Source organism: Candidatus Cloacimonadota bacterium, assembly GCA_019429305.1.
Taxonomy (GTDB): Bacteria; Cloacimonadota; Cloacimonadia; order Cloacimonadales; family JAJBBL01; genus JAHYIR01.
Genome location: JAHYIR010000018.1, coordinates 1 through 14,265, shown reverse-complemented (window position 1 = coordinate 14,265; position 14,265 = coordinate 1). Strand labels below are relative to the sequence as shown.

The 14,265-nt window shown below is 39.6% G+C and carries 8 protein-coding genes; 3 read left to right on the top strand and 5 right to left on the bottom strand.

Annotated features, from left to right (window positions below; translation table 11 throughout):
- Positions 1-91 precede the first annotated feature (91 nt).
- A complete protein-coding gene (locus tag K0B81_07275; protein MBW6516397.1) occupies positions 92-1,552 on the top strand; it encodes a Do family serine endopeptidase in 1,461 nt (486 codons plus the stop codon).
- A 2-nt stretch (positions 1,553-1,554) separates the two neighbouring features.
- On the opposite strand, the gene K0B81_07270 is transcribed toward K0B81_07275, so the two are convergent.
- The 3 genes from K0B81_07270 to K0B81_07260 all read right to left on the bottom strand — a co-directional run bounded on the left by K0B81_07270 (position 1,555) and on the right by K0B81_07260 (position 4,311).
- On the bottom strand, positions 1,555-2,364 hold the full coding sequence (locus K0B81_07270; GenBank protein ID MBW6516396.1) for a lytic murein transglycosylase: 810 nt from the start codon (positions 2,362-2,364) through the stop codon (positions 1,555-1,557).
- A gap of 81 nt (positions 2,365-2,445) precedes the next feature.
- A complete protein-coding gene (gene trxB, locus K0B81_07265; protein ID MBW6516395.1) occupies positions 2,446-3,408 on the bottom strand; it encodes a thioredoxin-disulfide reductase in 963 nt (320 codons plus the stop codon).
- 18 nt (positions 3,409-3,426) lie between these two features.
- The gene (locus K0B81_07260; protein ID MBW6516394.1) at positions 3,427-4,311 is read right to left on the bottom strand and encodes a 4Fe-4S cluster-binding domain-containing protein; all 885 of its coding nucleotides are present in this window, start codon (positions 4,309-4,311) and stop codon (positions 3,427-3,429) included.
- 262 nt (positions 4,312-4,573) lie between these two features.
- Between K0B81_07260 and K0B81_07255 the strand changes: the two genes are divergently transcribed.
- Positions 4,574-6,664, top strand: coding sequence for an FAD-dependent oxidoreductase (locus tag K0B81_07255; GenBank protein ID MBW6516393.1), 2,091 nt, complete (start codon positions 4,574-4,576; stop codon positions 6,662-6,664).
- Entirely contained in the window at positions 6,654-7,811 is a 1,158-nt protein-coding gene (locus tag K0B81_07250) for an FAD-binding oxidoreductase (GenBank protein ID MBW6516392.1), read from the top strand. The genes K0B81_07255 and K0B81_07250 overlap by 11 nt, the downstream gene beginning before the upstream one ends.
- A gap of 133 nt (positions 7,812-7,944) precedes the next feature.
- Here K0B81_07250 and K0B81_07245 read toward each other — a convergent pair whose 3' ends face one another.
- Both K0B81_07245 and K0B81_07240 read right to left on the bottom strand, forming a co-directional pair.
- Positions 7,945-10,347: a hypothetical protein gene (locus tag K0B81_07245; protein MBW6516391.1), complete on the bottom strand. Its 2,403-nt coding sequence runs from the start codon at positions 10,345-10,347 to the stop codon at positions 7,945-7,947.
- Between the two features lie 337 nt (positions 10,348-10,684).
- The gene (locus K0B81_07240; GenBank protein MBW6516390.1) at positions 10,685-14,227 is read right to left on the bottom strand and encodes a T9SS type A sorting domain-containing protein; all 3,543 of its coding nucleotides are present in this window, start codon (positions 14,225-14,227) and stop codon (positions 10,685-10,687) included.
- Positions 14,228-14,265 lie beyond the last annotated feature (38 nt).

The window sequence follows — 14,265 nt, the reverse complement described above, 5'->3', positions numbered from 1 at the left end:
TTAATTATGTAAACAATAAGAAATTAGTATAAACGTAAGGAAAGATTTATATTATAAAAATGAGAATGCTAATTATGATGGAGGATTTCAGATGTCTAAGAAAAGTATTATGATTGTCGGAGTAATAGCAATAATGATGCTGAGTTTACAGCTTGGAGCACAGTATCCATTGACCAGTGATGGTAAAAGCCCTTTTGTGGAAGTAGTGAGAAATGTACGGGAGAGCGTAGTTCATATACAGGTTGAAGCCGAAGTAGAAGCGCGCATACCAAGAGGTAGGTTTCCTTTTGATGATGATCTGTTTCGCTTCTTTTTTGGACCGATGCCGGAGACTAGAAGATCCGTATCGATAGGAAGTGGATTTATATTCAGACAAGAAGGGCAAGAAGTATATATTTTAACAAATAATCATGTCGTCGACAAAGGAGATAATCAAACGATAACTGTTACTTTAGCAGATAAAGCCAAACACCGGGCAGAGGTTGTTGGTTTAGATCCGATGACTGATGTAGCCATTATTAAAATTTCTGTTCCCAGAAATGAGAGGGTAGTTGCTATTCCTCTGGGTGATTCAGATAATCTTGATATTGGAGACTGGGCTATTGCTATCGGTAATCCTTTCGGTCAGTTAGGATTAGAAAGAACAGTTACAGTAGGAGTGATTTCAGCAACAAGCCGTGCTTCACTCAATTTTGGGGAATCATCTCCCCTGTACCAAGATTACATTCAGACAGATGCAGCGATAAATCCCGGCAATAGTGGAGGACCATTGTTAAACATTAGAGGAGAAGCAATTGGTATAAATGCCGCTATTACAAGCACAAGTGGTGGTAACATAGGTATAGGTTTCGCCATACCGATAAATCTAGCTAAAAAAGTTGTTTCTGACTTTCTACAACATGGCCGAGTAGTGAGAGCTTATTTGGGAATATTGCCACAAGAGATTACTCCCGATTTGCAGGAAACATTAGGTCTGGAACAGATTGGCGGTGTACTGGTCGCTCAAGTAGAAGGTAATACCCCAGCCGATAAAGCCGGCTTAAGAAATGGTGATGTGATCATCAAACTCAATGATCAAGAGGTTAACAATGTTCCAAGATTCAGAATTTTAGTTGCTAATGCAGAAATAGGTAAAAGAATGCCAGTAACTATCATACGTAACAAACAACAAAGAACGATATATGTAGAATTAGCGGAGATGCCGGATGATACAGTTGCTAGGCAGGTTTCTGAACCGGACAGTTCACCTTGGTTGGGGTTAGAAGTAAGGGATTTGCAAAGTGAGTTTGCTACAAGATTAGAGATCACCTCTGATTATGGGGTAGTTGTCTCAGCAGTAGAAAGTAATTCACCAGCTTCTCGTTCCGAACTAAGAGTTGGAGATGTTATTAAAGAAGTAAACCATAATAGAATAAATTCGATCACTGATTACGAAAGAGCTATTGGAGAAGCCAAAGATCAATATGAACAAGAAGGACGAAATATAATCCTCCTCTATGTCCTCAATCGTGATGGAGTCAATAGATACATAACGATTAATCTAGCAGACTAAACTTAGAAGCAGGTTCTTTTCAATTCTTCGTAGATGTATAAAACCGCCTGAACATAAGCTTCGTTTCTATTATAAGCGAAGACTGCGTTCCGGCGGTGCTGTTCAGATTGCATTGTAGATTCACGCAAACCGTGTTGATGTAAATAATTTTCGATGCTAGCCAGATTATCCTCAATTGAAAATATATCTATATGTTCATCAACACCATCGAAAGAGATAAAAAAGCTGTTTAATGATGCCGGTATAAACTGTCCCCAACCACTGGCACCAGCAAAGGAACCGATAAAGTAATCTGTATCTCGATTAATTTTGTCCATAAATATATAGAGAGCCACAAACTGATTAACTGCATAATTCTCTCTTCTCGGAATAAGGAGATATTGAGAAACTAAGGCGTCAAAAACATAAAAATTTCCTCGTTGCCGCTGTTCTGCAAAGTTGGTTTCCATGCCCAGAATTGCAACCATTATCTCATAATCGATACCGTTACGGGTTTTTATCTGAGAGAGTAATTCCTTGTTCTCTTCAATAAAGATTCGTCCTAACCTGATTTTTCTTTCAACACCGAAATGTTGTTTATAATCAGTTACAGTGATCTCTCCACGGTCAAATCGATGCTCTGCCATATTGAGAAAATAATTCTCCATATTGGCATGAAATTGAAAGTTCTCACGCTCAATCTGTTCCCAAAACCATTCTTTAGGAATACCCCGTTCTTCTAATCTTGATGCAAGTTCAGTTAGTTTTGGTGCATATTCGACAAAGAATTCTTCACTGTTCTCCGGTCCCATTAATCCAACTATGAATAACATTAAGGCTATGATACAATAGATATGATACTTTTTGAGCGTAAGCATAGATCATTTCTCTTTTTCTTACTATAACGGGATGTTTTATTTAAGTTTCTTTGCTGGAGGGTTAAAGTTATCCAAATTTTCCTGTATCCACTTCTCTGCAGAAAAGGCAGCTGTAGCACCATCACTGACTGCTGTAACTACCTGACGGAGGACTTTATGGATGATATCACCGGCTGCAAAGATTCCGGGAATATTGGTCTGTCTGTTATCATCAGTAAGCACAAAACCTTGCGAATCCAGTTCAATACGAGATTCGATCAAACTGTTATTAGGAATAATGCCGACATAAACAAAAACACCATCTATCTTCAAATCAAAAATCATGTTCTTTTTCTTGTTGAACAGAATCAGTTTTTCGACTTTAACTTCACCAACAATCTCGTGTACTACCGTGTCCCAGATAAACTCGATCTTCTTGTTCTTAAAGGCACGTTCCTGTACGGCATGAACTGCCCTTAATTGATCACGCCGATGGATTAGATATACCTTATCAGCAAAACGGGTAAGAAATTCTGCTTCCTCTACTGCTGAATCTCCTCCACCAATAACTGCAACAGTTTTATCACGGAAGAGTGCCCCGTCACAGGTGGCGCAATAAGAAACACCACGTCCGGTAAATCTCTCTTCACCAGGAACGGCTAATTTGCGGGGATGTGCTCCGGCGCAATATATGATTGCTTTTGCACGATAAGTATTCTTATCAGTCTCAACAATTTTACATAATCCCTCTAAACTAATTGCACTGACCTCTTCTTCCCTAAATTCTGCATTGAATTTAAGTGCCTGTTTTTGCATCTTTTCTATGAGTTCATAACCTGAGATAGTTTCTTCAAAGCCGGGATAATTATCTACATCAGCTGTTAGCAGTATCTGACCTCCGATTAACCCCTTTTCAATAACTAAGGTTTTCAAACCTCCACGCGCAGAATAGATAGCTGCACCTAAACCTGCCGGACCACCACCAATAATAGCAACATCATACTTTAAAGGTTCTTTCATTTTCTATTTTTTTGTCCTCTATGTTTTTATGAATTTTGGAGTCCAATCGTCTGTACTTCCTCGTTCCTGGATAAAACCATTTTCGAATCCAAACTTATTCAGTACCTCTAAAGCAAAATCATATTCGTCCAATGAGACCGAACGGTTTATTTCCGGATAGGCTACCGCTCTATAGGTTGGATAATACTGACCCATTAAACTGATATAGGTTTCTTGACCAAGGTTTTGGTATATCCATTCCAATAGCTTATCTACACGGTTTTTATTATCTGGCATAATTAGCAGTCTGATCATCAAACCTTTATAGGCAAGACCCTTTTTCTCTTTTATTTGACCTACTTGCTTGTGCATTTCCAAGATGGCGGCTGATGCTATCTCGAAATAATTCTCTGAATCAGAATAAATTCTGGCAGCTTCATTATCATAATAGCGAAAGTCGGGAAGATAAATATCAACTAAGCCAGCAAGCTCTTTTAATGTATCAACGTTCTCATAGGCATTAGTGTTCCAGATGACCGGGATAGATAAGCCCTGTGACTTCGCCTGTTTTAAAGCCCCAATTAACTGCAAACTATAATGAGTCGGTGTAACCAAGTTTATATTATGTGCTCCGCTGTCTTGTAAGTTGAACATGATCTCTACGAGTTCAGATTGTTCTACCTCTCTTCCCCAACCGAAATGACTGATCGTGAAGTTTTGACAGTATAAGCATTTGAGGTTGCAGTGAGCGAAGAAGATCGTGCCACTACCATTCTGACCACTTAAGTTTGGTTCTTCTCCAAAGTGCAGTTGATAAAGATTCAATTTTATTTTATCACCAGCTTTACAGTACCCAACTGTTTCATACCGGTTGACATTACACATTCTCGGACATAGATTACACTTTTCCAGTGATAGTTTCATTGCTTATTCCTCATGCTAAGTATTATTCCTAAACAGATTAATACTATTATAGTTCCTACATCACTTAATGTAACACTCTTTGATGAAATGGCAAATTTTTCTTATATGCAGCATGAATCTTTTGAAATGGCTCATAATTCATAAGATATAGCACTGCTTAACATTATAGAGCTGATATTTCAGTTTTTATTGACATTGCCGGGAGTTTTTTTTTAAAAGCGAAGGTATATAATAAAGTTGAATGATATTATTGGAGAGATAGATGGATAACAAAAACCGTATTAAAGAACATCATGTTCTCGAAATCGGTCAGCAGGAAGAGGTCACATTTTACTGGAATAAGCTACCTCTGAAGGCAAGGAAAGGGGAGGTAATTGCTTCGGCCTTAATAGCAAATGGGATAAAGATCTTTGGTTACCATCCTCTGGATCATACTCCGCAAGGTATGTTCTGCGCTAATGGACAATGTGCTAAATGCGGGGTAATTGCTAACGGTATTCCTGTTAAATCTTGCATGGTAAAAGTCAAAGAGAATATGATTGTCGAAAGTATGGACGGTTTACCAGAACTACCATTAGAAGAGGAACCGATCAAGATATCCGAAATAAAAGAGTATAAAACCGATATCTTGATAATTGGCGGAGGACCTGCCGGTCTTTCTGCTGCTATAGAGTTGGCAAATTATGGATATCAAATTATCCTTATAGATGATAAGAACCAATTGGGTGGTAAGCTCGTTCTTCAAACCCATAAATTCTTCGGTTCGGTAGAAGATTCTTATGCCGGAACAAGGGGTATTGATATCGGGAAAATGCTGGCCAATAAAATTGAAGAATATCCCAATTGTAGTGTTTGGCTTAACTCCACCGCTCTGTTTGTTTTTAAAGATAAAAAGGTCGGTATCTTAAAGGATGATTCTTATAAAATTGTCGAACCAAGGATCATTCTCAATACCGCTGGAGCGAGAGAGAAGTTTTTGCGCTTTCCTGGAAATACTCTGCCCGGTATCTATGGAGCCGGAGCTTTTCAAACATTGGCGAATCGCGATTTAGTGAGACCTTCGGAGAGATTATTCATCGTTGGTGGTGGTAATGTCGGTTTAATTGCCGGATATCATGCTATACAGGCAGGAATAACAGTTGTTGGACTGGTTGAAGCTATGCCGACATGTGGTGGCTATAAAGTCCATAGTGACAAACTTAAACGTCTTGGCGTCCCCATATATACCTCACATACTGTGCTATCCGCTCAGGGAAAGGATGGTGTGGAATCTGTTACTATAGTAGAAATAGATAAAGATTTTCAACCGATCAGAGGTACTGAAAAAACATTTCTCTGTGATACTATTCTCATTGCTGTTGGCTTGGAACCGCTCAATGAATTTACTGAAGAGGCAGAGAAGGCAGGAATTAAGGTTTTTGCAGCCGGAGATTCTGATGAAATAGCAGAAGCATCATCAGCTATGTTCAACGGCAAAATCATCGGACTGAAGTTAGCTAAATATTTAGGAGCAGAGATAGATGATATTCCTGCTGAGTGGTATGATAAAGCAGAAGTTTTGAAGAGACATCCGGGTAAAACATATCCTCAGATTTTTCCCGATAGAGAGGAGGGAGTCTTTCCGGTTATTCACTGTCTGCAAGAAATTCCCTGCAATCCTTGTACCACAGTTTGTCCGCTCGATTCTATCGAACTACTTGATGATCCCATCATGGGATTACCAATTTTCAAAAATGATTGTACCGGTTGTCATCAATGTTTGACCATCTGTCCCGGATTAGCTATAACACTGGTTGATTTCCGGCAGGACAGAGAGAATCCAATCGTAACAGTTCCCTATGAGGTTTCTAATTATCCTGTCAATAAAGGTGACACGGTCATAGCAGTTGATATTGACGGTAATTCTTTAGCCGAGTTACCGGTGGTGAATGTTATAACTCACAAGAACTCTAAGACCAATTTAGTTAAAATAAAAGCTCCGAGATCAATTGCTAAAAGAATAGTAGCTTTCCGAATACAGAATGAAGAGTTGACCAAACCTTTAGATGAACCGGTTATTACGACAAAAACCAATGATGATGCTATGGTTTGTCTGTGCGAGAGGGTTAAGGTCGGTGAAGTAAGAGAATTGATCAGAAAAGGGGTGACCGACATCAATCAGATCAAAGCATTGACACGGCTTGGTATGGGACCTTGCGGGAGTAAAACCTGTGATACCTTGATCAGGCAGATCTTCCGTGAAGAGGGTGTTCCCGAAACTGAAATTGTGTCCAATACCAAAAGGCCTGTTTTTATTGAAGTACCCTTGAAATACTTTGTTGATGCAGAAAAGGAGAAATCAGATGACGAATAGTATTTATGATGTTATCGTTATCGGGGCCGGTTCAATTGGTGTACCTGTAGCTCTGGCTCTCTCTGCAGAAAAACTCAAAGTACTTGTCATCGATGCCCTGCCTTCTGCCGGACAGGGAAATAATAAGAAAGCGATCGGAGGTTTACGTGCTACTCACTCTGATAAAGGAAAGATAAGGATCTGCCTGAGAAGTCTCGAAATCTTCGCCAATTGGCAAGAACAACATGGTGACGATATTCAATGGATGTCTAACGGCTATAGTTTTCCCGCCTACACGGAAAAGGATGAACATACTCTCAAAGAGACGATGAAAATTCAACACTCCTACGGATTGAATATTGAATGGATATCTCCTGAAGAGTACAGAGAGCTTGTGCCCGGTATCAATATGACTGATCTGCGTGGTTCTACTTATTCACCGGAAGATGGCTCTGCTTCACCTTTATTAGCCATTAACGCTCTCTACTATAAGAGTTTGCAGCAGAGTGCTCAATATCGATTCAATGAGCAGGTAATTGCTTTAGAAGCGATGGTTGATAGCTCCTACTCAGTTATAACAAATAAGGGATCTTATACTGCTCGGTATGTGATAAATGCTGCTGGGAACTATGCTGCAGAAATTGCCCGATTGCTCAATATCGAAATACCGGTCAGACCGGACAACCACGAGGCAGGAATTTCAGAGCCGGTTAAAAGGTTTTTCGGTCCCATGGTTGTTGATATCAGACCAACTAAAGATTCGGCAAATTTTTACTTTTATCAGAACTATGAAGGGCAGGTCGTTTTCTGTTTAACCCCTGATCCACCGATCTGGGGAATTGATAACGATTCTACCTCGGTCTTTCTTCCTCAGATAACCAAAAGAATGCTTAATATCTATCCCCGTCTGGCGAATCTCAAAGTGAGAAGAACTTGGCGCGGACAATATCCGATGACTCCTGACGGTTTCCCTATTGTAGGAATAACTAAAGAACATCCTAATTTTATCAATGCCGCCGGAGTTTGTGGACAGGGTTTTATGCTCGGACCCGGATTAGGAGAATTAATCACTAGACTAATTCTCGAGAAAACTACTCCTGAAGATCTCGAAATACTCGAAGGTTTCTCTCTCTACCGCAAATTCTCATCTACAGAACTGCTTAAATAAATCAAAGACGACCTTCTGTCGCTTATAGATTGTATGTAAATAATAATTTGTCTTTTTATTCGTGTTTATTGTTTATCATCCGTGTGTATTAGTGGACAGTACTTGCTCTGCTTCCTTTGGTTTTTTAAGTATATCATTTAATAAACGTATATCTTCCGGTAGCTACTGTTTCTCCGTCTATCTCTAATCTATACATGTAGAATCCGGTAGCAACTATCCTCTCCTGCTCATCTTTGCCGTTCCATAAGAAATTATACTCTCCTGCTACCATATAAGCATTGATCAATCTTCTGATAAACTGTCCTTTGACATTATAGATATCGATCACGACATGTCCCTCTTTCGGCATAATAAAACTGATATTGGTGCCTACACCTTTTCCTCTACCCATACCCTTTAAGCTCACAACAGGATTAGGGTAGTTATGAAGATTGTAATTATGTAATGAGATAGCATGATAAGTATCGTTATCATCTATACTGGCTTCCGGGTTCCATTCGTAAGCACCTATATCTATGGAATCACCATAGATGCGAGGATTACCTGCCAGATCATAGAGAGGGAACTCGAAGTTCGGTATATCGAGAGTACCGGCATTTCTTGCCGGAGAGTGTTCCGATAACATATAATGATAATCGCCGTCATAGTCAGGATCAACCACTTCCAGCCATAAAGGATCGGCATCGATGTTACCTTCACCCCAATGAACATCAAAATTACCCGAGTAATATATTCCAGCCAGTCCACCACCTACCAAAGAATGTGACACCGTTAGACTGCTGGGTATTTCATGGTTATTTCTTAATGCTATGTTATGAGGAAAATTACCATAAATAATTGAGTTGATAACTTCTACATGAACTCCCTCTTCTAGAATAGATAGACCACCGCCGGTATTATTAGTAGAGTGGTTATTGCCGATAGTTGCATTGATAACCCTGAAAGAACCAGGTCTTATAAACATGAGATTTCCGAAAGGTAAACCGGAAGTGGTATTGTCAATGAAACAGTCAGTAATTTCAAGATTTACTATAGTTCCTACTGATACTAAAGGGAGCTGAAACTCAGAACCTTGCATTGCAACTCTCATCCCACCACCATAACCGACGATATCGAGATCAGATGGACCAGGTTGTTGATTTCTTATCCTTATATTCTCAGCATAAAAATTATAACTATCACGTAAATGATTGAGATTCAATGCGTTAGTACCTCCGGTGTTATCATAAATATGAATATTTTTAAGAGAATAGTTACCCTCGGCGCTAATACTACGAAAAGTGCTAGGATTGCCAGTATGGCAATTAGTTATATCAATGTTATGAAAGATAAAATCTGCTGTAAATTGTAAAGTAATGCCTCCTGCAGCGACATAATGTATTTCGTTTCCACCATTTATCAATGTCACGTTTTTTACAGAAAAGTTCCTAACAACAGGTATATCATTTTGTTCTCTTGAACCTAGTACACCTAATAACAGGGTTTTGAATTCACCGTCAAGTATGGTTACATTTTTCCCAGTTCCTTGCAGTGATATATATTTTCTCAATTGCACCGGGAATAATTGATTGTTGATTGATGGTGAGTATACTCCTTCTGCAAGATGAATAGTCCGTTGCTGTAAACTATCCGGTAAAATTGTTGCCATTGCCCGAGATATTGTTTGTAGGGGCTCATAAGGGGATAATCCGCTATTTGTATCATTTCCACAGGGATTAACGAATAGGTCAGCAGATATGGGATCTATCTTACCATTATTGATTGATATGTTTAGTTCTGGATCACTATGTATACCAAATCTGATAAAAAATTCATCAGGGTGTAGAACCGTAAATGTATCTATTACGACTGCAGATTGTTCAGAGTTGCTGAAGTATAAGTCATTACCGAACAGACCACTGTTAAGATATATGCTATTCATCGATTGAGTAGAAAATTCTATGTTAGAATAATCGGTTGGCAAGCTGGAAGCTAAAATACCGGCTGCATGAACACTTGAAGAGTTAAATCTAATGGTATTACCCTTTAGTAAGGGATGACCATTTCTCATTAAACTAAGACCTCCACCGGAAAGAGCATAGTTTTTTTCAATGATACAATTGTTAATGATAGGTGAAGCCTCAGAAATATAAACTCCTCCACCAACCGTTAGACCAGGGAAATGGGGTGCACTATGTGGTTCTCCTTTTCCGTGACGGATAGTAAAGCCGTTAAGAATTGCATCTCTCGTCTCTCCGGAATTGAATATCACCACAGTACCTTCATGGTTGCCGTCTATTACTGTATTAGCGATATAACTCTCATCATATTCATCGCCGTCATAGAGACTGGTGATGGTAATATTCTTCCCCTGATAGTTGATCCTTTCATAATAGATACCGGGATAGACAAGGAGTGTATCACCATCCTGAGCAACAGTAATACCGGCTCCTATAGTCGTAAAGTCTCCCGTTCCGTCTTGCTTGATCTCCCAGGTCACTGAAAGAAGAGTTGATAGCATAAGTAGGTTAATAGTAATAAAGACCCAATATTTCATAGATACTCCATATTGTCACCCTGAGTGGTCTGACCATTTCATTGCTAAACACTCAGGAAGACAGTTGTTCGTAACATAGACTTCAGTCTGTGCATTTGTCATCCTGCGATACATTCTGCTCGGGTAAAACACAAAGCCGCTGGCAGAACACTCAGAATGACATTTGTCGGTTATGTTCATTGTTATTCCTTATAAATGCGGTATAGTATGGGGCATTGACCCCATACTATACCTTTGTTACTGATTATATACATTTATTCATTCTATCAACAGAAAAGCACATCTATCAATATGCCCTATAGATCCTTTTTTCGTGCCCATCTGTGTCCCTATTCTTTTACCTGATGATCAGCATCTTTCTGGTGATGACAGTATCTCCGCTCTCCAAGCGGTAGAAATAGACACCGGAACCAACCGTACGATTCTGATCATTCATTCCATTCCAACCGATAGAGTGTCTCCCTTCAATGACAATACCTGAATAGAGTGTCTTAACAAGTTGACCCCTGATATTGTAAATACTGAGTGTAACTTCTCTGTCTTGAGAGACATAGAATGGTATAGAGGTTATGTTGAACCGGTCTGCCGTTTTAAAGACAATGGGATTAGGATAGTTTTGTGACAACATGATTAGCGGCTTGATCTCTGTCTCCGGTTCATATTCGCCTGTTCCTAACCTGACTACAGTGTATCTCTGTCGTAGAGGTTTTAGAATCTGCAATGAGTATTCACCACTGATATTATCCTTTGCATCAACGACTCTTATGACCTCCGGTTCGCTTCTCTGACCGCTACGATGAATGACAAAACTAATCTCAGCACCGATATGCGATTCATCAGTATAAGCGAGAATCTCGAAGGGATAACCGCCAAGAAAGACCGTTGCACCGACACATTCGTCATCGGCAAAGACGGCAACCTCCAGTACATCTTCATCGTCTTCGATATATTCTATGAAAAACGATTCATAAGCGGCTTTCTCTGTATAAACAAAAAATTCAGGTTTAGGACGCGGCACCCAATATTCTGGTTCTGTCGGAATATTCCACTGAAAATATATGGTTTCGGTCAGATCTTCGCGAGGGGTTACAGCGTAAAATTTGCCATAGAGAACCTTCGGTTCGATATTAACATCATATTCCCATTGGTCAAATTCGTTACGGTATAAACCCCATTCTTCCGATTGGATAATAACCAAATCGTCAATGATCTCAGAGAAGGCATCGAAGACACATTGTGTTTGTGGTATGAAATAGCCGATAAAGTTTTCGGGGAGCATACTACGGGGATATAAAGCTACTTCAGCGTCGAATTCAATGTTTTCCGGAGTACCGGTGTCTCCTTCGACTATTAAACTATACTCATTTTGATCAATAAGACCCAGTTTATATCCTCTGGTACTATGAAAATCATAAACATTATGCCAATCAGTATAATGAAAAAACATTATTCCATATTCTTCGTTATAAACAAGTACGGTATTCATGTGATTAGTTAGAGGATCAAGTACTATACTACCATCTTGATATCCTCCCTGATCACGGTCCCATAGTACCGGGAAAGATTCCCAATACCAGATTCTATCACGAAAGACTTTATGATATCCATGAGGAGGATAGTTTTGAACTGCAGGATCAGCTTGCCATCTCAAATAGGGATAGGTTGTATAGTTTCTTAGATCCCAGATGTTCTGAAAATTCCAATTAGTGTATATATCATTAGACGGTAACATATCAACAGTAAGTAATCCGGTACCGGCAGCAGAGTATTCTTGACCTGAAGTTACTCTGTCCCAGAAGCAATTGGCAACATTACCTGCATTATAACCTATCAATCCACCTACATGGTGACCGGCTTCTCCGCGGTTAACTGGTCCGATAGAATAGCAATTTTCGACATTTCCTATTGGACCATGAAAACCGACCAAACCACCAACATGACTATTGCCATGTACATCACCTGTGGCATAAGAATTTTCGATGTAACAGGGTTGAGCAAATGGTACCGGTAAACCGGAGTATCCTGCTAATCCTCCAACGGCAAAATCCCCTGTTACCGTACCGGTAGCATAACTCTGATTAATCACGGAATTGCTTACAATTTCCCCCGCTAATCCTCCAACCGCTTCATTGCCCTCAATATTACCGGTAGCAAAACTATTGGTGATATTAATACTGGCTGCATAACCTACAATTCCACCCACAAAAGAGTGATTTGAGGAAGTAATATCGCCGGTAGCTGAACAATCAATTACACTTGAATGAGTCGCTTCTCCTATCAGTCCGCCAACTAAACCCCCAAATACAGAGAGTACATCTCCCGTTGCTGTACTATTAGAAAATTCCGACCAACTGCTAAAGCCAACCAAACCGCCGGAAACTCCTCTTAAAGCAGGACTACCGGCTATGTTTTCGATTAGAGCAGAGCAATAGTTGCTTTCTATTGAGCAGTGAGCAGCTACACCGGTAATTCCTCCTACCCACGATATACCCTTAATATGCCCTGATACTTTAACATGTATAATATTCGATAGTTGGATAAGACCGGAAAGACCACCGACAAAATTCCTTCCTGAGATATTAACATTATCAAGATTTAGACCTTGCACAAAAGCTGAGTCATAAATGAATCCGAATAATCCTAACTGATCCCAATTCACATCAGCGGAATTACGATCAATAAACAAATTAACGATGCTATATCCATTCCCATCGTAATAACCGGTAAATCCATAAGGGGTGGGAGCATTTCCGATCGGTAACCAACCCTCATTCAAATTCCATGGAGCAACTCCTAAATCAATGTCACTTATCTGCCGATAGTTCTTTGTTAAAAAATTAGGATGTCTGATCCAATTTAATTGAAAAGCGTTTTCTACCAAGAAAGGATTGTTTTCAGTTCCATCACCGCCTGAGAATAAAGGCCATGGGATTATATCGCTCGGAGCTCTGAAAAGATAAGGGTAATCTTCATTGAGATTATGTTCATCTTCTAACCATTTATAAACAAAATCCCAATCTACATAGGTATCAGGATCGTAGGGGTAAGTCATTTCTTGCTTTCTTCTTCCTTCACCACCTGCCGACCTTCTTTGTCCTGTTATTTCCATATCCCAATAACTATTAACGGCTGTGCCGTTTCCATAACCAATTAGACCGCCGGTATCTCTTTCTCCGGATACTCTACCGGCAGCATAACTGTTAAATACTATTCCATTTGCAGCATAGGACCCTATCAATCCACCTATGTATCTCTCTCCGTGAATAGTTCCTAAAGCAAAACAGTTCTTTACTTCACCATAGTTCAATGATCCAACAATACCACCAATGTTCTGAGCCCCTTCTACGTGTGATGTAGAGGAACTCTCTATGAGTAATCCATTATTTTGATATCCCACAAGTCCGCCGGTGTTTGATCTACCATGAATAAAACCGGATACATAGTTCAATTCTATATTACTGTTCTCGTTCCATCCTAATAGACTACCTACATTATCTCGACCATAGATCTCAACATCTATGAGTTTTATTCCTCCTATTGTAGCTTCATTTGCTGAACCAAACAAACCGACATTGTCAGTTGTTGTTCTATGGATCTTGAGATTTGTTATTGAATAGCCGGAACCGTAGTATGTACCGAAGAACTCTTTTATCGTTTCCCAACCTTCTCCCTGGGCAAAATCACCTAAATCAATATCGGTAATCTGCCTAAAATGATCCTTTGGATAGTTTCTTACCTCATTAAGATGCTCTGCCGATTCAACCAGATAGGGATTTTCTTCAGAACCGTCACCTCCGGCAAATTGAGCATAAGATAAATTGACCGATAATATGACTAGTAGCCCGATAAGGACTACCATTATAATATATCTCTGCTTCATTTTTTCCTCCCAAGATTTTTTTTGTAATCGTAGCTTTA

Excerpts from the sequence above, each read along its gene's own strand:
- K0B81_07245 (MBW6516391.1), bottom strand. The coding sequence starts at position 10,347 with ATGAAATATTGGGTCTTTATTACTATTAACCTACTTATGCTATCAACT.
- K0B81_07240 (MBW6516390.1), bottom strand. The coding sequence starts at position 14,227 with ATGAAGCAGAGATATATTATAATGGTAGTCCTTATCGGGCTACTAGTC.
- K0B81_07270 (MBW6516396.1), bottom strand. The coding sequence starts at position 2,364 with ATGTTATTCATAGTTGGATTAATGGGACCGGAGAACAGTGAAGAATTC.
- K0B81_07275 (MBW6516397.1), top strand. The coding sequence starts at position 92 with ATGTCTAAGAAAAGTATTATGATTGTCGGAGTAATAGCAATAATGATG.
- K0B81_07255 (MBW6516393.1), top strand. The coding sequence starts at position 4,574 with ATGGATAACAAAAACCGTATTAAAGAACATCATGTTCTCGAAATCGGT.
- K0B81_07250 (MBW6516392.1), top strand. The coding sequence starts at position 6,654 with ATGACGAATAGTATTTATGATGTTATCGTTATCGGGGCCGGTTCAATT.
- K0B81_07260 (MBW6516394.1), bottom strand. The coding sequence starts at position 4,311 with ATGAAACTATCACTGGAAAAGTGTAATCTATGTCCGAGAATGTGTAAT.
- trxB (MBW6516395.1), bottom strand. The coding sequence starts at position 3,408 with ATGAAAGAACCTTTAAAGTATGATGTTGCTATTATTGGTGGTGGTCCG.